Source organism: Marinirhabdus gelatinilytica, assembly GCF_003353425.1.
Lineage (GTDB): Bacteria > Bacteroidota > Bacteroidia > Flavobacteriales > Flavobacteriaceae > Marinirhabdus > Marinirhabdus gelatinilytica.
Window position 1 is genome coordinate 607908 of the sequence record NZ_QRAO01000001.1, and the last position, 22192, is coordinate 630099.

At 42.2% G+C, this 22192-nt stretch carries 15 protein-coding genes; 10 read left to right on the top strand and 5 right to left on the bottom strand.

From position 1 onward, the window contains the following. Positions 1-762, top strand: coding sequence for a LytR/AlgR family response regulator transcription factor (locus tag C8D94_RS02695; protein WP_115122351.1), 762 nt, complete (start codon positions 1-3; stop codon positions 760-762). Positions 763-847: 85 nt separating this feature from the next. Then, positions 848-2836 (top strand): T9SS type A sorting domain-containing protein, encoded by a 1989-nt coding sequence (locus C8D94_RS02700; protein WP_115122352.1) that lies wholly within the window; start codon positions 848-850, stop codon positions 2834-2836. A 72-nt stretch (positions 2837-2908) separates the two neighbouring features. Here the strand turns inward: C8D94_RS02700 and C8D94_RS02705 are convergent, their stop codons facing one another. Then, positions 2909-3847, bottom strand: coding sequence for an NAD-dependent epimerase/dehydratase family protein (locus C8D94_RS02705; RefSeq protein WP_115122353.1), 939 nt, complete (start codon positions 3845-3847; stop codon positions 2909-2911). A 133-nt stretch (positions 3848-3980) separates the two neighbouring features. On the opposite strand from C8D94_RS02705, the gene C8D94_RS02710 reads away from it, so the two are divergent. Together C8D94_RS02710 and C8D94_RS02715 are read left to right on the top strand one after the other, a co-directional pair. Further along, the gene (locus tag C8D94_RS02710; protein ID WP_147278484.1) at positions 3981-4574 is read left to right on the top strand and encodes a hypothetical protein; all 594 of its coding nucleotides are present in this window, start codon (positions 3981-3983) and stop codon (positions 4572-4574) included. Positions 4575-4632: 58 nt separating this feature from the next. Then, entirely contained in the window at positions 4633-6708 is a 2076-nt protein-coding gene (locus tag C8D94_RS02715; RefSeq protein WP_115122355.1) for a M13 family metallopeptidase, read from the top strand. Between the two features lie 146 nt (positions 6709-6854). Here the strand turns inward: C8D94_RS02715 and C8D94_RS02720 are convergent, their stop codons facing one another. After that, entirely contained in the window at positions 6855-7649 is a 795-nt protein-coding gene (locus C8D94_RS02720) for an NAD(P)-binding domain-containing protein (protein ID WP_115122356.1), read from the bottom strand. Positions 7650-7703: 54 nt separating this feature from the next. Then, positions 7704-10073 (bottom strand): M20/M25/M40 family metallo-hydrolase, encoded by a 2370-nt coding sequence (locus C8D94_RS02725; RefSeq protein ID WP_115122357.1) that lies wholly within the window; start codon positions 10071-10073, stop codon positions 7704-7706. 116 nt (positions 10074-10189) lie between these two features. On the opposite strand from C8D94_RS02725, the gene C8D94_RS02730 reads away from it, so the two are divergent. Beyond that, positions 10190-10654 carry a CBS domain-containing protein gene (locus C8D94_RS02730; RefSeq protein ID WP_115122358.1) on the top strand — a complete coding sequence of 155 codons (465 nt, stop codon included), beginning with the start codon at positions 10190-10192 and terminating at the stop codon, positions 10652-10654. A 32-nt stretch (positions 10655-10686) separates the two neighbouring features. Here the strand turns inward: C8D94_RS02730 and C8D94_RS02735 are convergent, their stop codons facing one another. Next, positions 10687-11043, bottom strand: a complete 357-nt coding sequence (locus C8D94_RS02735; RefSeq protein WP_115122359.1) for a hypothetical protein — start codon at positions 11041-11043, stop codon at positions 10687-10689. A gap of 89 nt (positions 11044-11132) precedes the next feature. Further along, positions 11133-12059 carry a hypothetical protein gene (locus tag C8D94_RS02740; protein ID WP_115122360.1) on the bottom strand — a complete coding sequence of 309 codons (927 nt, stop codon included), beginning with the start codon at positions 12057-12059 and terminating at the stop codon, positions 11133-11135. A 124-nt stretch (positions 12060-12183) separates the two neighbouring features. Between C8D94_RS02740 and C8D94_RS02745 the strand changes: the two genes are divergently transcribed. From C8D94_RS02745 to C8D94_RS02765, 5 genes are all read left to right on the top strand, one after another. After that, positions 12184-12756 carry a hypothetical protein gene (locus C8D94_RS02745; protein ID WP_115122361.1) on the top strand — a complete coding sequence of 191 codons (573 nt, stop codon included), beginning with the start codon at positions 12184-12186 and terminating at the stop codon, positions 12754-12756. 157 nt (positions 12757-12913) lie between these two features. Further along, positions 12914-16351 (top strand): isoleucine--tRNA ligase, encoded by a 3438-nt coding sequence (gene ileS / locus C8D94_RS02750; RefSeq protein WP_115122362.1) that lies wholly within the window; start codon positions 12914-12916, stop codon positions 16349-16351. A 3-nt stretch (positions 16352-16354) separates the two neighbouring features. Continuing rightward, positions 16355-16738, top strand: a complete 384-nt coding sequence (locus C8D94_RS02755; protein ID WP_115122363.1) for a TraR/DksA family transcriptional regulator — start codon at positions 16355-16357, stop codon at positions 16736-16738. Between the two features lie 368 nt (positions 16739-17106). Then, entirely contained in the window at positions 17107-19503 is a 2397-nt protein-coding gene (locus tag C8D94_RS02760; RefSeq protein WP_115122364.1) for a DUF7619 domain-containing protein, read from the top strand. Between the two features lie 33 nt (positions 19504-19536). Beyond that, positions 19537-22137: a DUF7619 domain-containing protein gene (locus C8D94_RS02765; RefSeq protein WP_115122365.1), complete on the top strand. Its 2601-nt coding sequence runs from the start codon at positions 19537-19539 to the stop codon at positions 22135-22137. The last annotated feature ends 55 nt before the right edge of the window (positions 22138-22192 follow it).

The window sequence follows — 22192 nt, forward strand, 5'->3', positions numbered from 1 at the left end:
ATGATAAGCGCAGTTTTAGTAGACGACGATAAAAACCTCCGTAACGGGATGAAAAAACTATTGGCTCGTTTTGCACCATCGATTTCAATTGTTGGAGAGGCAGACAGTGTTGCCACTGGAGTTGCTGTGATACAAAGATCACAACCGCAGGTAGTATTCCTGGACATTCAGTTGAACGATGGGACGGGGTTCGATATTTTGGAAAAAGTTGCAGCGGCAAACCAAACGATATCCTCAAACATCGTATTTATAACTGCCCACGAACAATATGCTATCAAGGCGTTCAGGTTCAGTGCGCTGGATTTTTTACTGAAGCCGGTAGATCCCGAGGAGCTTCAGAAGGTAATCGAGAAAATTAAGAGCGTGGTACAAAAAAAGAGTGACTTTTCGCACATAGACCTGTTGCTGGAGAATATAAGAAAGAACGTGGACAACTTTAAGCGCATTGCATTGTCAACCTCGGATGGGATTCATCTTTTTGATATCAGCAATATTATACGCTGTGAGAGTGAAGATAATTATACCAAGTTCTATATAGAGGACCATAAGCCCGTGCTTATTTCAAAAACCCTCAAGGAATATGAGGAATTACTGGGCGAGCATAATTTTGAGCGCATCCACCAGTCGCACTTAATAAATTTGAATTACTTGAAATCTTATATAAAAAAGGATGGTGGCTATGTGGTGATGGCAGATGGGAGCAGGTTGCCCATTTCACAGAGAAAACGAGAACGATTGCAAACTATCTTAAAGACGATGTAGCGAATTCTAAATGAAACCATCTATTTGCTCATTGAGCTGCTGCATACTTAAAGGACATACGTACATTTATTGAAAATTAACTATTATGAAAAAATTACTTCTTCTCCTGCTACTAGTCACGGGTGCTGCCAGTGCTCAAATCGTAAACATTCCGGATCCAGCTTTTAAAGCTGAATTGATCGCCGATGGTGTGGACACCAATATGGATGGTGAAATACAGGTGACAGAAGCAATGGCGACAATAGCGATTGATTTGGAAACGCTGGAGATTACAGATCTTACGGGGATTGAAGCTTTTGTAAACCTGGAAACTTTTCAATCTATACATATATCGCCAACAGTTGTGGACCTCACAAGCAACATAAACTTAACCCAAGTAGAAATAGTTGATTCAGCAATTAGTCCTATAGCTTCTATTGACATTTCATCATGTACCGCACTTGAAGAACTTATCATATCCGGAACTTCAATTACTAGCTTGGATTGTACTACCAACGTAAATTTAACGGCATTATATATAGCTGGAAACTCTTTGCTCGAAACAGTTTTTATAAAGAACGGAAGTGATGAGAGTTCAAATATGGGTCCAGGAAGTTGGTTGGAAAATTGGTTGTTCGGAAACAATCCTAGCTTGCTGTATGTATGCGCAGATGAGTTTCAAGTTCAAGAAATACAGGGCTTCGCAGGGACAAACTATAATGTAAACAGCTACTGCAACTTCCCTCCTGGAGGCGATTATAATACCATTACAGGTGTTTCTAGGTTTGATGAAGAGAATGATGGATGTGACCTTACCGATCTTGCCATTCCCTATCAAAAATATAATGTTGACCTCAATGGAGGTGCCAATTCCACCGTATATGCAGATAGCCTGGGTGTCTACAATTTGTATGTGGCCGAAACTGGAACCTATAATATTACCCCGGACCTGGAGAACCCGAGTTACTTTTCCATAACACCTTCGCCAGCGAGCGTAGTAGTTCCGGCTATAGACAACAGTATTGTGCAACAGGATTTTTGTATAACAGCAAATGGGGTCAATCCAGATCTGGAAGTGGTTTTTGCTCCATTGGTACCTGCGAGTCCGGGCTTTCAAGCCTTTTACTTGCTCAGTTACAAAAACAAAGGAAACCAAGCCATGGACGGTGATGTAACTTTTAATTTTGATGACAACGTTATAGATTTTATTGGAGCCTCTGCACAGCCGGACATAGAAGCGTTTGGAGAACTTACTTTTAATTTTACAGATCTTGAGCCTCTGCAAACTGTGAACATCTATATGTATTTGTATATAAACAGTCCAACGGACACACCGCCAGTTAACATAGATGACGTGCTAGAGTTCACTGCTACCATTAACCCTATTGCTGGGGACGAGTTTCCAAATGATAATATTTTTGATTTTGATCAAATAGTCGTTGGCTCTTACGACCCAAACAATATAATTTGTATAGAGGGGGAAAGCGTAGCTACTACCTACATTGGAGAGTACCTGCACTATATAATCAATTTTGAAAACACGGGCAATGCCCCTGCCCAGAACATAGTGGTTACTATGGAGGTAGACCCAGAAGATTTTGACCAAGAAAGTTTGCGGGTACTTACAGCCTCTGATGACATGTACGTAAATGTGGTGGGCAATTTGGTCGAGTTTAATTTCCCTGAAATTTTCTTGGATACAGGTGGCCACGGTAACATACTCCTTAAAATGAAAACCAAGGAAACGTTAACCACAGCGGACGAAGTAGCACTTCAGGCCAATATTTACTTTGACTATAATTTCCCGGTACTCACAAACGAAGCAGTTACATCTTTTAGAATATTGGGGGTAGATGGGTTTGATGTGTCACATATTTCGGTATTCCCTAATCCTACCAATAATATTGTAAACATCCAATCTCTTTCAACAATCAAAAATATTGAAGTGTACGATGTACAAGGCAGAAAGATACAAGCGGTAGAAGCCACCCAGCAAAACACCCAAGTAGATATTTCAGCTTTAAGAACAGGGGTTTATTTCTTCTCGATCAAAACCGAAAAAGGAAGTACCGTGAAAAAGATAGTGAAACGTTAATTGAGTAGGTGCGTTTATTTTAAACTCCCAATCATGTGAACATGGTTGGGAGTTATATATTTCGGGAGCTTTTCAGTCCAAATTTTTAAGCATTATACTCGTCATCTCATCGAGCTCTACCTCGTGTTCCCATCCCCAGTCTTCCCTAGCGTGGGAGTCGTCTATACTTTCGGGCCAAGAGTCGGCTATGGCTTGTCTAAAGTCGGGTTCGTAAGTTATGGTAAAATCTTGCTTTTGCTTTTTAATGCTCGTTGCAATTTCTTCGGGATTAAAACTCATAGCGGCTAGGTTATAAGAGTTCCTAATCTTTATATTTCCTGAAGGCGCCTCCATAATACCAATGGTAGCCTTAATGGCATCGTCCATATACATCATAGGTAGTGTGGTTTCGGCATTCAGAAAGCAAATATATTGGTTGTGCTTAATTGCCTTGTGGTAAATATCCACGGCATAGTCTGTAGTGCCGCCCCCTGGCATGGTCTTATAGCTTATAAGCCCGGGGTAACGTATGCTTCGTACATCTATTCCGTGTTTTTTATAATAATATTCGCACCAGCGTTCTCCTGTTTGCTTGCTTATCCCGTATACCGTACTTGGTTCCATAACGGTACGTTGTGGGGTATTGATTTTTGGGGTAGTGGGGCCAAAGACCGCAATGCTAGAGGGCCAAAAAATCTTATCGATCTTTCCGTCCTTTGCCAGGTTTAGCACGTTAAAGAGAGAGTTCATGTTCAAATTCCAGGCTCGCATAGGGAATTTCTCTGCAGTGGCAGAGAGCATTGCGGCCATCAAGTATACATCGGTAATTTCATATTTAATAACAATGTCCTGTACCGCCTCATAATCTGTAGCATCCAATATTTCAAAGGGGCCGCTTTTCATCATTTCATCGTCTCCCTCCCGTATGTCACTGGCAATTACTTTGTGGGGAGCGTACATATTTCGTAGCGCCATAGTAAGCTCTGTACCTATTTGCCCGCAAGCACCAATAATGAGGATACGTTTTTTCATAGTTACTTTGTGTAGTTATCAGGGTTAAAATTTTCAATCGTAAAGATACACATTCTACACTGTATCAATTTTACATAGCTTTAACTTTTGGGAGTACTATAACACTTATATTTGCGCCATACAGCCTTTTACGATGAAATGTAAGATCTCTTTACCTATATGGGCTTTCGCAATACTTTATGTGATGGTAGCGTGTGCAAACTCTTCAGAAGAACAACTACCCGTTACCAATACTGAAGAAAAGAACATAGTTTATGGAAGCCATCTGCCTGAATTGCCAAGCCTTTCGGAAGCCGCAAGAACACAGGCCATTGCGTGGTCGGTTTTTGAAGATTTCGAAACAAACACAAAGAGACTCAAGGGGAAGACCAAGCCAGCCATTGGCAATATAGCTGAGCAATTGATCCAGCAAACCGACTCCCTGTTGCTCAACATCCCAGATTCTATAGATACACGTCCCGTCCACGCTCGTTTAATACTCGTTAACACAAGGGCAAAGCTTTTAGGGCAATTGGCAAAGGAGCATAATGCAGATTCGCTAAGGCTGGAGACCAACTTACAGGAAATGAATACCGCGGTGCAAAACCTTTTTATCGAGATGAACCGAAAGTTCAGAAAAGGAAAAATCGACGAACAACTCAAGGAAACCGAAAAAAAGGAACTGGAAAAACAACAGAAATTTCTGGACTCGGTCTACAAAGCCGAATTAGAAGATAATAATAATTAACTGTAACATTTATAGCAGTTTCAATACCTATATCCAAACTATTAAATAAACCAATAAAATGAAAAAAAACATCATAACCTCCTTTGCTGCTGTTGCTGCCTTGGCCCTAGTGGTTACTTCTTGCGACGATAAGGACAAAGGGAAAGACATGGCCCAGGCCGATACCGAGGAAAGAGGTATTATCCTTTCCAATATGGATACCACCGTGAGTCCCAAAAAAGATTTCTACAATTACGTAAACGGAAACTGGATGAAAAACACCGAAATTCCAGACGACCAAGTACGTTGGGGAGGTTTTGGGGTGTTACGTAAATCAACCGATAAGGACGTATTGAAAATATTAAACGATGCTAAGGAAAGTGGAAAGTACGGTCCAGAGACAGACCAAGCCAAAGCCTTGGCCATATTCTCTTCAGAATTGGATACTGTGGCTAGGAACGAAGCGGGAATCAAACCGTTACAACCAGCCTTGGACGCCATTGCCGGCATTGAAACCGTAGAAGATTTCCAAAAGGTAATGACCACCCGTGCAACCGAAATTTCACAACCTTTCTTTGGGATTGCAGCATTTAGCAACCCTAGCAATAGTGCAATGAATTCGGCCTACCTAACTCCAGGTGGTTTAGGGCTTCCAGATCGTGATTACTATACCAATACAGATCCAAAGTCTATCGAGATTCGCGACAAATACGTAGACCATATTACAAGAATGCTACAGTACTTGGGCGATACCGAAGAAGAAGCTCGCAAACAAGCTGAAACTATCTTGGCTTTTGAAACCAAGCTGGCAGAGCCAAGACTGGACAAAGTGGCAAGCCGTGACTTCAGAAACTTTAACAACCCAAGGAGTATGGAGCAGGTGCAAAACATGGTACCCGCCATACAATGGCAAGAAGCATTAAAAGATTTGGGAGTTACCAAGACGGTAGATACGCTTATCGTAATGCAACCCAAGTATATGGAAACGGTTCAAAATACCTTATCCCAGAAAAACATCGATACCTGGAAAACAGTAATGCGCTGGCAAACATTGAACAGTGCCGCAGGAGCCCTTTCTACCGAAATTGAGCGCGCTAACTGGGAGTTCTACAGCCAGTATTTAAGTGGTGCCAAGAAACAGAAACCAGCAGACGAGCGTGCTCTTAGAACAGTTAACGGAAGCGTAGGAGAAGCTGTGGGACAATTGTACGTAGATGAAAAATTTCCTCCAGAAGCAAAGGAAAAAGCTGAAACAATGATTGCTAACGTAATCGAAGCATACCAAGATAGAATCATGAACCTAGATTGGATGAGTGAGGAAACCAAGAACAAAGCAGTAGAAAAACTGAACAAATTTACAGTTAAGATTGGCTATCCGGACAAGTGGGAAGACTACTCATCTATGGATGTAAAGGCAGAAAATTCGTATTACGAAAACATGATGGCCGTAAGCGAATGGCAATTCAAGGACAACTTGGATAAGATAAACGAGCCTGTGGATAGGACGGAGTGGGGTATGTCGCCCCAAACGGTGAACGCATATTTCAATCCTTTCAATAACGAAATTGTATTCCCAGCTGCAATACTACAACCACCTTTCTACGATTACAAAGCAGACGAAGCGGTGAACTACGGTGGAATAGGAGCCGTTATCGGTCACGAAATCTCACACGCTTTTGATGATAGCGGTGCCCGTTTTGACGGTGACGGAAACTTGGTAAACTGGTGGACCGATGAGGACCTTGAAAAATTCACCCAGCGAGGAAATGCCTTGGCTGAGCAGTATGACAAGGTAGAGGTGCTTGACAGTGTGTTCATTAACGGTAAATTTACATTAGGAGAAAACATTGGTGATCTTGGTGGATTGTTAGGTGCTTATGACGGCCTTCAGAAATTTTATGAAGAAAACGGCCGCCCTGGAAAAATCGATGGATTTACTCCAGAGCAGCGCTTCTTTATGAGCTGGGCAACAGTTTGGAGAACCAAGCAACGTGATGAAGCATTGCGCACACAAATTAAAACAGACCCACACTCTCCAGGTATGTACCGTGCCACGGAACCGTTAAAGAATATTGATGCTTTTTACGAAGCTTTTGATATTAAGGAAGGCGATCCTATGTACGTAGCCCCAGAAGACAGGGTGCGTATTTGGTAATACCGAAAAATAAAAAAATAAAAAGGAGTCCATCTTGGGCTCCTTTTTTTATAAGAAATAGTATAATTCCCACCTTGAGTTGGAAGGGGGTTGTAATCCAAGTGCTCATTAAATCTAAGCACATCAAATCATCAACTAATTCGTTTTCAAATATCCTCTAGAAACGTATAATTCAAAATCTTTTCTAAAGTAACCGAACCCACTTGTTTGAAACCCCTGTCCTCATTTTTGGCATATTGTGGGGGGTCCAATCCCAATTCTTTGGCTTTTTTGGTATAGTAGTCCTTTTTCAAGGGGTGGTTGGGATGTACTGCATTAAAGATATGGCCGAAGGCTTGTTGCTTTAATATTTCAACCAAAATGGCAATGCAATCGGTACGGTGTATCAGGTTCACAGGGGCGTTACCTCCACTTAAATCGGTTCTTCCGGCCAAGTAGCGTGCGGGCTGTCTAGAGCCACCTATAAGGCCTCCAAACCTTACTATACTGGTAGCTGGGCTTGCGGTAAAAAATAATTGCTCCACTTGTTTCAGTTGACGGCCTGCTTCATTTTCGGGTTTTGGAACATCGGTCTCGGTTACGGTACCCTGCTCGTCACCATACACAGAGGTACTACTTATAAAGATACACTTGGGAACCTTCGCCATTTCAATTTCAGCCAAAAAACGGGTCATCTTCAGCACATAATCGGCCCCGGTATTTCTACGTAACCCTGGGGGTATCATAATAATGAGCACCTCTAGATTTTCAAGAAAGGCTTGAGGCTCTCCGTTTACGCCAGTTTCAGTAATTTCTAGAGGAAAAGCGTTGTATCCTTTTTGTTGGAGGGACGTAGCTTTTTGTAACGATGTTGCCGTGCCCTTTACGGTATGTCCCAGTGTTTTTAGTTTGGCGGCCAAGGGTTTCCCCAACCAGCCCAATCCGGCTATGCCTATTATCATAAATTGAAATTTTCTAGTTTCAAGCTTGGTTTTTTAAAGAATTGAAGATATACCTTATTCAACCGAAATTGGGGATACCATCGATGAATCTGTAGCTTTTTCAACCTCAAGCATCAAGTCGTCCACCACGAAGCTACGGTGTATCACCACTGCATCGGTATTAACAAAGGGCTTTGGCATAGTATGCTTAGGTCTTTTGTTGATAGAAAACTGAGGGTGCGCAAGCAGGTCGTAAGAATACTCCAACACCTGAAAGTTGAGCGGTATATCTTTTTGAACCGAAAAAGAAACTTCCAGCGAATCTTCATCTGCCACAAAATAACGCAATAGCATATTGCTTTTACGGTTGTGGAAAGCATTATCCGTTGTGTCTTTGGGAACAATCTTTCCATTAAATGAAAGGGTTTCAAATTGTGTTTCAGCGTTTGTATACAGCCCTATTTCGTGGACATCTCTCTTTGGAATAATAGTAAATGTTACCTTCCTTGTATTTTGCAGGGTGGTATCCTGTTCCAGTCTTAGCTCCAAGGGTGCGATGTTCTTGGAAGGTGCCTTGGCTGCAAAACTATAACCTGTATTGTATTTACTTCCTGCGGCACTGGTTACGTATTTACTGGCTTTTTCGGGGTTTTCACCCAAGTATCCTTGGGTCCAGGGGTCTAGAACCTTGTCGTAAGTAAGCCAAAAGCTCTCGTTGGTATCTGTATTTTGATAGTATACCAAGCTATTGGGCTTTTGGCGGGTTTCGGTAAAGTCACTTTTGGCGTGGGCCACAAAGAATAATACGACCGTAAAAAGGAAACTTCCCAAAGCAATCATGTTTTTCCAACGATAAAACCCAAAAACGGGAACCAACAACCCAAACAGCAATACGACAAATACACAACTAATCACCAACATCTTCAAACCTAATCCCACAGGAAAAAACTGAATGAGCGGCGCAAAAAACGAAAGTGCGGGAACAGCCAATAATGTTAAGAAAATCAGACTCGGCTTTTCCTGTTTCAGCAGCACAAAAAGGGATAACAACCCAAAAAATATAGGAATGATCCAATACGCAGCACCCTTTAAGAATATTGCAACGGCTGCGTTCACAATGAGCCACAGGGTTAGCGGTGCCACGTAAAAGCTAGCAACTGCTTTTTTGGAATTAAACTTTCGGTATATTTTAAAAGTGATGGCAGTTGAGAGTAGTACAAAAAATGCTATGTACCAATGGCCATTGTATGTGAAACCGTGCTGTATTTCGGTATATTGGGGATAGATAGCTTTTAATAGCATCCAGCCCAAATAGCCTAGAGCACCGCAAATAACCAGTGATAGTAGCAGTGCTCCAAAACCTCTGCCCACTGCTTTCCCTTGTAGTCTTCTTTTTGAAAACCCATAAAAAAGCAACACTAAAAATAGTGCCACCGCAACCACGAGCATAGGAATGACCCATGAAAAAGAGTAGGTGACCATCTTTACAAAAGGAGCGTTTACGTACACGTGATCTTGTTCGGCCTTTAGGGTGGAAAGATCTGCCTCTGCAAAATAATGAAGCAATGGCAATAGGTAACTTCCTTGGTGCTGTAGTGTTTCTCGGTCTAATCGTTCATAGGTGTCGTTGGCGGTATGGTAGTCGTAATGGTCGTCTATAAACGCGAAGAAAAAACTATCTATATCGCCGTCTTTACGAAATATGGTAGAGTCTGTATCATTGGGCAACATTTTATAGATACTGTACATCAAGGATGAAGCAACGGGGTACTCAGGATTAGCGGCTACAAACGCTTTTATGAGATTGGCATTCCCGCCGTTGGTCTCCAAGATCATATTACTGGGGCCACCACTTCCACGGGCTTCAAAATTAAGCACGAGACCTGCGTTTTTGGCCAGTGGGTGCTCGTTTACGAACAGCTGGGCACCATCTAGCCCAATTTCCTCAGCATCGGTAAAAAGGACTACAATATCGTTTTTGGGCTGTTTGCCAGCGGCTTTGTATGCCCGCAAGCTTTCTAGGATTGTAACAATGCCACTTCCTGCATCGCTGGCACCAAAACTGGGAACTTTGGCACTATCGTAATGCGAAAGTAACACAAGCGATTTTCCGTTTCCTGTTCCTTTCCAAACGCCAATAATATTCTTGGGGCGGTCCAAACCTCGCCAGCCTTTGTTTAGCACAAAGCCTTCCTGTACCTCGGTCTCAAGCCCCAGGGCCTGTAATTCCTTTAATAAAAACGCACGTACTCGAGTATGTTCCTCGCTACCGTGGTAATGTGGCGCTTTGGAAATTTCCTTTAGGGGGGTGAGGGCACGTTGGGTTGAAAATTCGGTTGGTGGAGCGCTGGCATCTACGCCCTCGTTCGGCATTAAACTAAAAAAGCTATACCAAATAAAGAACAGAACGAGTAAAAAAGAGAGGATGCCGGAGAGGAATTTCATAGGGTTGGTTTTGGTGTTTTAAAAGTACAACATTTCAGTAAAAATGAATTCAGTTGAAATTTCCTTAACACAAAGCAATGGTTTTTTTACGTATCTTACCCTAAAGAAATGAAGTTATGGCAATTAAAAGTTATATAGGCAAACGTGCCAAGGCAACAAAAGGTTCTTCTGAAAATATTAAGGTCTCAGACTATATGAGCACCAACTTGACCACCTTTAGGCCCGAACAGACCGTGCTGGAAGTGATGAACACGTTTATAAAGAAAAAGATATCCGGAGGTCCTGTTGTGAACGAAAAAAATGAACTGGTGGGTATTATTTCTGAAGGTGATTGTATGAAACAGATAAGCACCAGTCGCTACCACAATCACCCCATGCAGGATGCAAAAGTAGAGGACCATATGGTGAAAGAGGTAGAGACCATAGATGGTGAAATGAACGTCTTTGATGCCGCTGATAAATTCCTGAATGCCAAACGCCGCCGTTTTCCCATCGTGCGAGAAGGAAAGTTGGTAGGCCTCATTAGCCAAAAAGATGTCTTAAAAGCTGCATTGGAATTGAAAGGCAATACGTGGAAGTAAACCTTGACAGTTGAGCGGTTCAATATCCGTTCTTAAAGGATCACTTCCGTCTTTACCAGCAAGTACCAATCGTTGTCCAAGGGCAAATAGCCTTGGTCATACACATAATTATATACACTGCCGGTTTTGGTAACGTACTGGCTGGTATAGAACTTAAAATTGAAACCGTGCTTTAGCATGGTTTCTTTTTTTACCTTGGTTTTGCCCTTTGTGTTCAACGCTTCCAAGATGCGGTAGTTTTTACGAAGCCTGTTGTTTATGTTCCGCAACAGATTTTTACCGTCTTTGTTCAACGAATTGTTATATGCGTTGCGGCAGGCATCGCTACAAAACCGCTTGTCTGCACGCCCTATCAATTTATCGCCACATTCTACACACTTTCGCTCCATAGTTTAAAGATAAAGAAGTTTTTGAAAATGCAACACCATTACCTTTAGCCTTTGTAGCTTTACTTTGTTGTGCAGGTAGGGGGAGCATTTTATTCATCCCCGTCCAATACAGGTGTGGCAGGCGATTTGTCTGAAATATTAAAACGATAAATAGCTTCAAATTTAAGATAGAGTCCGCCACTAATTTCAGGATTTAGCGGCTCACGATCGTCCCCAAAACTGAATGCCGAAAGCCCCAGATCAATGGTTTCGCCATTGCGGTACAGTTCATAATTGCTACTGGAGTACCCAAACTTAGCCCGTAGCAGCACGCTTTTTTGCAACGCGTTGAATTGTAGGTAGGTAGCAAAGTTCAGTTCGGTCACGTCGGCATACACATTGGCGTCGTTTTCGGTAATTCGGAAACTTCGGCCAATTCCTACATAGTCCATCCCTAATGTTATAATGTCCATAGTGTAGTTTATGTCTACGGCAATGGGGAGCGATACGTCCATTTCAAATTTATTGTTGGGGCTCAAATAGTACCACCCCACGATGGGTGTGGTAAACACACCAAAGGCTTCGGTAGAAGCGTAGAGCCCAAAGCGGTATTTCAAGTGTTCGGTTTTTTGGTATTTCAGCAATCCTACCCCTCCAAAATAGAAATCCTCGCCCGTACTGTTCACATAATCTGATGCTACTTTGGGCAAAAACACCACGGTACTGCTCCAGCGGTCGTTATAGGTAGAGGCCAGCCCCACTTTTATTATTGTGCTGTGAAGGGAAGTGAACGGGCCTTCAGGCTGTAGCTGGAGGTTGCTACGGTTGTAGACTGCTCCCGTGATAACGGCGTGATCGTCGTTCAAGACAATGGGTACAGTAAGGTCGGCATCAAAAGATTTCACAAAAGTACTGTTTGCAGTACCTTCAAAATCGTTGTTAAAGGTTTGCCCGTAGCCTATCCGTAATAGGTCTACATAATCTTGGGCAAATAATGTTGGAGCTACAAGGCAAAACAGCAAATAGATTTTTTTCAAGATAAATGGTATTTGGTAGGTTGCTAAAGATAGAAAAAATAGTGAATTACTTGTTCAAACAATATTTTGGGCTTTTGGAAAGTTTAGTATAAATAAGCATATATTTGCCCAAAATAAATCAATTATGAAAAACTTAAAAACAATTGTAATCGCTTTTATGGCCGTGGCAACTTTAGTGGCCTGTAAAAGTGACGACGATAATAACGAACAAGAGGCTTTTTTATTCAGTAACACGAACCTAGCAGGTAATCACGACCTTACTTTTTTTACTATGAATGCGGAAATTATGGGTGAGGTAGCTGGGTTCCCTACAACTGTTATTATAGATGGTGTAGGGGATACCTTTCAGACAGTGGTGGATTTTACTGAAAATGGCACTATGTTATTGGATGGACAGTTTCGTATAGTAACAGAGGTTACAGTTGCAGGGGCACCCGTTCCTTCAGACCCTGTGATAATTGACTTGGAGAACGAACAGGGAACTTACAGCATAGGCACTAATGCACAAACCATTACATTCGCCAATGTAAACAGTGACATACAGGTGATACAAGAGTTCCCTATAGATATAGTAAATGGTACCTGGGATGTGGCCTTGTTCAACGAAAATGAATTGCGTTTAACAAAGATGGAAACCACTACCACAGCAGATGGTGATGCAGATATTATTGCAGAAATGAGATTTTTGAGACAATAAAACGAGACAATCCTGAAATTTTAAAAAGCCGCTCGTTTTCGAGTGGCTTTTTTTATAAACAAAAAGTAACCTAACCCTAACATAGATAAGGCAATAACCGAATATTATTTACCGAAAAAATTAGTAAATTCGCACCCTTATTAAAACACACCGAAGCATGAGCAACACATTCAAAGAATACAAAGGCTTGGACCTCCCAAAACTGGGCGAGGACATACTCGATTTTTGGAAAAAGGAACAAATTTTCGAAAAGAGTATTGCCATTCGTGAGGGAGCCACACCATTCGTGTTTTTTGAAGGCCCGCCAAGTGCCAACGGCCTTCCGGGGATTCACCATGTCATGGCACGCGCCATAAAAGATATCTTTTGTCGTTACAAGACCCAAAAAGGCTTTAAGGTAGATCGAAAAGCAGGCTGGGACACACACGGGTTGCCCATTGAGTTGGGTGTAGAAAAAGAACTGGGCATCACCAAGGAGGATATCGGCAAGAAAATCTCCGTCGAAGCCTATAACGAAGCCTGCCGAAAGGCCGTAATGCGCTATACCGATGTTTGGAACCAAGTAACCGAAAGCTACGGCTATTGGGTAGATATGGAAGACCCATATATTACCTACAAGCCTAAATATATGGAAACGGTCTGGTGGTTGCTCAAACAGATTTACAATAAAGAGCTGCTCTATAAGGGCTATACCATACAACCCTATTCGCCAAAAGCGGGAACGGGTCTCAGCTCACACGAGCTGAACCAACCGGGAACCTACCAAGACGTAACCGATACTACGGTGGTGGCTCAGTTTAAAAGTCCGCGTACCCCAAAAGAGGGGCATTCTATATGGGACGCCTTTAAGGTTTCCCCTCCCGCCGAAGGCTCGGGGGAGGCATCTTTCCTGGCTTGGACTACTACGCCGTGGACATTGCCAAGTAATACGGCACTCACCGTTGGACCCAAGATAGAATATGTGTTGGTGGAAAGCTATAACCAATATACATTCCGGCCCATTTACGTGGTGCTGGCCAAGAATTTGGTAGGGAAGCAATTTGGCGGAAAGTACGAAGAGACCGATAATGAAGAAGTAGTAAAAGCATACAAACAAGGCGATAAAAAAATCCCTTTTAGGATTGTGGGCGAATGCAAAGGAACAGACTTGGTAGACATTCACTACGAGCAACTGCTAGATTATGCGAAACCACACAACAACCCAGAAAATGCATTTCGTGTCATCGCTGGTGATTTTGTAACTACTGAAGACGGTACAGGTATTGTGCACACGGCCCCAACGTTTGGGCAGGATGATGCGCAGGTAGCTAAGCAGGCTACGCCAGAAGTCCCGCCTATGTTGGTGGAGGATGAAGATGGAAACTTGGTGCCACTGGTAGATCTGCAAGGAAAGTTCCGTCCAGAGTTGGGCGATTTGGGAGGCAAATATGTAAAGAATGAATATTATGCCGATGGGGAAGCCCCCGAAAAAAGTGTGGATGTTGAAATAGCCATTAAGCTGAAAACCGAGAACAAAGCCTTCCACGTTGAAAAGTACGTGCACAGCTACCCAAACTGCTGGCGAACCGATAAACCTATCCTGTACTATCCGCTAGACTCTTGGTTCATCAAGGTGACCGAGTTTAGGGACCGCATGCACGAGCTGAACGAAACCATAAACTGGAAACCCAAAGCTACGGGTGAGGGCCGTTTTGGCAACTGGCTCGCCAATGCTAACGATTGGAACCTGAGCCGCTCCCGCTATTGGGGTATCCCACTTCCTTTGTGGCGTACCGAAGATGGAAAGGAAGAAATAGTCATAGGTTCCATAGAAGAATTAAAGGCTGAAATGGCGAAAGCTGTTGAAGCTGGAGTGATGCCAAAAGCTCTTTTTGAAGACTTTACTGTGGGCGATTATTCCGAAGAAAACTATGACAAGGTAGACCTGCACAAAAACATCGTGGACGATATCGTCTTGGTTTCTAAAAGTGGAAAGCCTATGAAGCGTGAGGCAGATTTGATCGATGTGTGGTTCGATAGCGGCTCTATGCCCTATGCACAATGGCATTATCCTTTTGAAAACAAGGAGAAAGTTGAAGCAACCTGGCGCAAAGCCGATTTTATAGCTGAAGGTGTGGACCAGACCCGTGGTTGGTTTTACACCCTGCACGCCATAGCTACCATGATTTTTGACGATGTAGCCTATAAAAACGTAGTGAGCAACGGTTTGGTGCTGGACAAGAACGGCCATAAAATGTCCAAGCGTTTGGGCAATGCCGTAGACCCTTTCGATGTGTTAAAAACATACGGTCCAGATGCCACACGTTGGTATATGATAAGCAACGCCAATCCATGGGATAACCTAAAGTTCGATATCGATGGGATTGCCGAGGTACGCAACAAATTCTTCGGAACGCTTTACAATACCTATGGTTTCTTCAGTCTATATGCTAATTTAGATAATTTTGAATATGCCGAAGCCGATGTTCCTTCAGAAAAAAGACCCGAGATAGACCGTTGGGTCCTTTCAGAATTGAACACCTTGATACTAGAAGTTGACCAAGCCTATGGCGACTATGAACCTACAAGGGCAGCGCGTGCTATTTCAAAATTTGTACAGGAAAACCTAAGTAACTGGTTTGTGCGCTTGAGCCGAAGACGTTACTGGAAAGGCGATTATGCCGAAGATAAAATTTCAGCATACCAGACACTCTATACGTGTTTGGTTACTGTGGCACAGTTGGGAGCACCCATAGCCCCATTCTTTATGGACAGACTGTATAGGGATTTAACTAGCGGTGTCACGTTGAGCGCTGTAGAAGCGTCTGTTCACCTTAGCGATTTCCCAAAAGCCGATACTTCGTTGATAGACAAGGTGCTGGAACGAAAAATGCAACGTGCCCAAACAATATCTTCCTTGGTATTGTCGTTACGTCAACGTGAGAAGATAAAGGTGAGACAACCTTTGCAAAAGGTGATGGTACCTGTTTTGGATGAAATAACGAAACAAGAGATTGAAGCAGTTTCAGACCTCATAAAGAGCGAGGTAAACGTAAAGGAAGTAGAATTGATAGATGAAGGTTCAGGAATTTTGGTGAAGCAGATCAAGCCAGATTTCAAAAAATTGGGCCCTCGTTTCGGGAAGGAAATGAAAGCGGTAGCCGCTGTAATTCAGCAATTTGGGCAAGATGAAATCGCTAAACTGGAAAAAGAAGGCGAGATCACGGTGACCGTTAATGAAAAAAACACTACCTTAACAGTGGATGATGTGGTAATAAGCTCCCAGGATATTGAGGGCTGGCTCGTTGCCAATGCCGATGGAATTACCGTAGCTTTAGACGTAACCATTTCTCCCGAACTTAAAAATGAAGGGATAGCCCGTGAGTTGGTAAACCGTATCCAGAACCTTAGAAAGGACTCTGGTTTTGAAGTAACCGACAAAATAGGTGTAACGTTACAGGAAGACAGCACACTTATACCGGCAGTAGAACAGAATATTGATTATATAAAACAAGAAACCCTAACCAATGAGTTGCAGTTTGTGCCACAAGTAGATAAAGGCACCGAAATATCGTTTGACGATGTTGTAACCCGATTGGAAATTAAAAAGAACTGAATTATGGCAGAAGATGTAAAAAACAGATATAACGACTCGCAACTTGAAGAGTTTAGAGCGTTGATCAACGAAAAAATAAAGAAGGCACAAGAGCAACTGGAATTGATTGAAAGCGCTTATAAGAACGATTCCAATAACGGTACCGATGATACCTCACCAACTTTTAAAGCCTTTGACGAGGGTAGCGAGGTGATGAGCAAGGAAACCGCTTCACAACTTGCCATTCGCCAAGAGAAGTTTATTCGCGACCTCAAAAACGCGCTTATCCGTATAGAGAACAAAACATACGGAGTATGTCGTGTAACGGGGAAACTTATAAATCCAGAGCGCTTAAAACTGGTGCCACACGCCACCCTGAGCATTGAAGCCAAGAACATGCAGAAGTGAATAAGCTAATATTTTTCTCAAAAATTTAGCCCATTCATCCCGCTGCATAGCGGGATCCCAACACTTGTTTTTCACAGAAAATACGTAAGCGAATCTGGCCGTGCTGGAAGATTTATCTCGCTTTATATAGAGATATCATCATCAAAGCCATGTTACAATAATAGATGTGTAAAGGGTCATTTGTGCTATTTTTTGTATTAAAAAAACACTAAAAATTAATTAAATAGCTGTAAATTAAAGTCTTTCGATTTTCGGAAGGCTTTTTTTATGGAGATTTCTTCGTATTAATCTGAAATCTTTTGCAGCAAGCTTTCAGGAGTTTTCACTGTTGGATTGTTATATTTTTAGAACACATAAAATCACTATTGATGAAACAAATGTACCTCGCAGCTTTTTTAACGGTATTCTTCTTTTCAGCCTTTTCGGCAAGTGGGCAGATCATAAATTTTCCGGATAGTCACTTCAAGAACGCATTGGTAGTGTCCAGTCCTGGCAACGGTATTGCTAAAGACATAGACGGAAATGCCATAGCGATAGATGCTAACGGGGATGGTGAAATCGAGGTTTCTGAAGCATTGACAGTGTATCAATTGGACATAAATACCCAGCTCATTACAAGTGTAGCAGGGATTGAAAATTTTTCGAACCTCACGCTCTTAGATTGTACTTCGAACATTATTAACGACATGGATCTTACTGCGTTGGGTAATCTACAAGTCTTGAAATGTTCCAATAACGAGATGGAAACGATCAATATCACGGGTCTTACAAATTTAGACACTGTTAGGGCCTTTAGTAACGATTTAACCACTGTAGACCTGTCGGGTCTCACTAGTCTTACCGAACTCTCCCTTAGTAGCAACCAGATTACTTCCCTAGATGCCAGCCCTGCTGTAAACTTAGAAAGCCTTATTGTTGCTTATGGACCCCTAAACAGCTTAACCCTTGGCTCGTTGCCCAATCTTACCTATTTGGAATGTGTTACTTCCAACCTTACTTCCCTGGACGTAACGGGGTGTCCCAATCTTGAATCGCTTTTGTGTTTCGACAATGAAATTACAGCATTGGACCTTTCTGGTATGGCAAGTCTTGAGATAGTTAATGCTACAGATAATGCCTTCGATTCTATCACCCTTGCCAATAACACAAATCTGCAAATTTTAAACGTGGCCCAAAGTAATTTAACGACCCTCGATATTTCTGAATGCCCCAACCTTACCCAGCTATCTTGTTACGATAACGCACTGGAAACTTTATTTCTGAAAAACGGTACAGATGAATTTGTAGATATAAGTGGAAATCCAGATCTGGAATATATTTGTTGTGACGAAGAACAGTTTAACAATATCCTTGATTTAATCATGCTCTTCGAGTACGATACAAACCTGAACACATACTGTTCCTTTACTCCAGGAGGAACATTTTATACAGTAGCTGGAAATTCAAATTACGATTTTAATGCAAACGGTTGTGATGCCACAGATCCTCCGGTTTCCTATCTTCAATTTGACATTACCGACGGTACAACCAGCGGTAGTTTTATAGCTAATAATAGTGGAGCCTATTCTATTGAAGTCCCCGAAGGCAGTTATACTATCACCCCACAAGTGGAAGTTCCAGAATATTTTACCATAACACCTTCAAACTTAGTAGTGAACTTCCCCACAGATCCAAGTCCTTTCGCCCAGGATTTCTGTGTGGTCGCGGACGGTGTCCACCCAGACCTTGACGTGACCATCATCCCGCTGGAGCCTGCGAGGCCCGGCTTCGATGCCTCCTACCGCATCTCCTACAGCAACAAGGGGAACCAGGTACAGTCCGGTGACGTCACCATTACCTATCTGGAGCCTTTGATGGCGTACGTGTCCTCCGACCCCGTTTTCGATTCGGAGACCCTGAACAGCTACACCTGGGACTTTGTGGACCTGCTTCCCTTCGAGACCCGTACCATAGATATCGTGTTCACCATAAACGCACCCACTGCCACCCCGCCCGTGGACATAGACGACGTACTGGTGTTCACTGCGGACATTGCGCCCCTTTCCGGCGATGAGACGCCACTGGACAACCAGTTCGTCCTGGACCAGGTGGTCGTGGGCTCTTTCGACCCCAATGATATAAGGTGCCTGCAGGGGGAGTCGATCTCCCCGGAGGCCGTTGGCGGTTATGTGCACTATCTCATCCGCTTTGAGAACACGGGGACCTTCCCCGCGGAGAACATCGTTGTGGTCGATGAGATAGATCCCGAGTTCTTTGATGTGGAGACGATGCGCCCGCTGAATGGGAGCCACGATTTTGTGACGAGGGTGACGGGCCAGAAGGTCGAGTTCATCTTCGAGGGAATAGACCTTCCCTTCAATGATGAAGATAACGACGGGTTCGTGCTCTTCAAGATAGAGACGGTTCCCGGCCTTGGGTTGGGCGACAGTTTCAGCAACAGTGCGGAGATATTCTTCGACTTCAATTTCCCCATCGTTACCAATACCTATACCACTACCATAGAGGAGTCGTTGGGAACAGCTGAAAATAATTTTTCTGAAACTATTTCGGTCTATCCAAACCCTTCAAAAGATATTTTGTACATAGCACATAACAACCAAGTTGAAATTGCTTCCATTGAAATACTGGACCTTGTAGGTAAATCGGTATTTATGGAAACAAAGAACACTTCTGAGCTAGATATTTCCAGTTTGCAGTCTGGAGCTTATTTTCTAAGAGTAGCTTCTGAAAAGGGTGTAGAGGTATTACAGTTTATAAAAGAATAAAAGAATTTTTGCTAACCAGATAATACGCATATTATGAAAAAATATTTAATTGCAGTTTTGTGTCTATGGATGTCTGCTACTTCGATAGCGCAGATCATAAATTTTACAGATGTAGAACTTAAAAACAAACTCTTAACAGCAGATGCCAATAATTTTGTTGCTTCAGACATTAATGGAGATTCTGTGGCCATAGATACCAATGCCGATGGTGAAATAGATGTAGCCGAAGCCCTAGCTATTTATGAATTGGACATCAAATCCAGTAACATTAGCGACCTAACGGGGTTGGAAAATTTCAGCAATCTCACACGTCTGGAAGTAAACCTAAACAATATTACGGTCTTTGACGGGACGGCCTTTACTAATCTAGAATACCTGGATTTTAGCAACAACGATCTCACAACAGTAAATGTTGCAGGCCTTTCAAGTTTAGAGATATTTTGGGCTTTTGGAAACCCTTTTACTACTATAGATGTAAGCACATTAAGCTCTTTACAGTTATTGGATATTAGCTACAGTGATAATTTAACAGGGCTGGATGTAAGTAATTTGACCAGTCTTACGGATCTTTCCTGCACAAGTAACGACGCAATGGCTACACTTACTGTTCAAGGATGTACGGCGCTAGAGGATTTGCACTGTGCACACAGTGCGATTACCAGCTTAGATTTAAGTGGCTTAGCAAATTTGAGCTCTGTTTTTGCAGATAATAATAATATTACTACCGTAGATGTAACAGGAGCGGTAAGTCTTAGCAATTTAAATGTTGAGTTTAACCAGATTACATCGCTCTCTGTCCAGGACTTGCCCTTGTTACAATCTATTAATGCCGAGAGTAATGCAATTAGTAGTTTTAATATGTCCAACTGCCCATTTTTCTTCACGTTGTTATTAAGCAACAATCAATTGCAAACTCTTGATTTATCACAGGTGCCCAATACAACCATTGTGTACGCCCAAAATAATGTGCTGGAAGATTTAATACTCGCTCAAGATAATGAGATAGTAAATATCCACCTTTCCAACAATTTACTTACCGCAATAGATTTGAATGAGTGCATGAACCTTAACTGGGGTACGTTTAACGACAACCCAAACCTGGAATATTTATTTCTTAAGAACGGAAGTATAGAGTCACTTTTCAATATTAACATAGATAACCTGCCCAACTTGCAGTTTGTATGTGCCGATGAAGTTCAACTCACAGATGTGCAAACTTGGCTAGTAAATAACGGCTATAATAATGTAAACGTAAGCAGCTCTTGCCCCGATCTCGGCGGTGATATTTTTGAAATACAAGGAATGTCGCGTTTCGATTTTGATATGGATGGCTGTGCAGGCACAGACCCCGTGGTACCTTTTATGAACTACAGTATTACCAACGGCACAGATACAAGCACGGGCATAGCCAATGGTAGCGGAATGTATTATATTCCCGTTGAAGAAGGCACGTACACCGTAACCCCTTCTTCGGTAGATCCAGCTCTTTTCGATGTTGACCCTGCAAGCTTCACTGTTTCATTTCCAACCGATCCTAGTCCGTTTGAGCAGGATATATGTTTTGTTGCAAATTCGGTAACCAATGATCTTGAAGTACTAATAAGCCCCATAACACCAGCACGCCCTGGATTTGATGCTACCTACCAACTTATCGTAAATAACGTTGGTAACCAGGTTCTTAGCGGTGATGTAACAATTATCTATCTTGAAAACTTAATGACCTTTTTAGAGTCTGATATTCCTTTTGATGCTTCTACAAGCAATAGCTTTACCTGGAATTTTAGTGATTTAATGCCTTTCCAAAGTTTTACGGTAAACCTTACATTTACTATAAACACGCCCACAGACCCCAATTTTCCCGTAAACATTGATGATGTTTTGGTTTTTACAGCAACCGTAAACCCTATAACGGGTGATGCAAACCCTGTGGATAATATATTCACGCTAGACCAAATTGTTGTAGGCTCTTTTGATCCCAATGATATTACCTGTTTGCAGGGTGAGACCATCACTCCCCAAGAAGTAGACAGCTATATGTATTACCTTATACGGTTTGAAAATACAGGAAACTTCCCCGCAGAAGATGTTGTTGTTGTGGATGAAATAGATACAGACTTATTCCAGCTAGAGAGCTTGAAACCGGTTAACGCTAGCCACGATTTTGTAACCCAAATTACAGATAATACAGTAGAGTTTATATTTGAGGATATCAACCTCCCTTTCAACGATGCGGATAATGATGGTTTTGTTCTTTTTAAAATCAAGACAGTTCCCACATTGGAACTTGGCGATTCATTTAGCAATTCAGCCGAAATTTTCTTCGACTTCAATGAGGCTATAGTTACCAATACCTATGTCACGACCATAGAAAAACCTCTTGGAACTGCTGAAAATACTTTTTCTGAAACTATTTCGATCTACCCAAACCCTTCAGAAGATATGTTGTATATAAATGACCCAAAAGAGACTGTTCAGGCATACAAGATATATTCTATTTTAGGACAAACTGTTTTAGAAAGTGGAACTAAAAAGGTACAGTATGATGTAGATATCTCAATATTAAAAGCGGGAAACTATTTTATTGAGTTTGAGACACTTTCTGGTCCTGTGTTTAAGAGATTTTTGAAAAAGTAATAAAACTCTATTAGCCTTTAAAATTATTTGAGCCAAATTGTAGGAGTACTTGTAA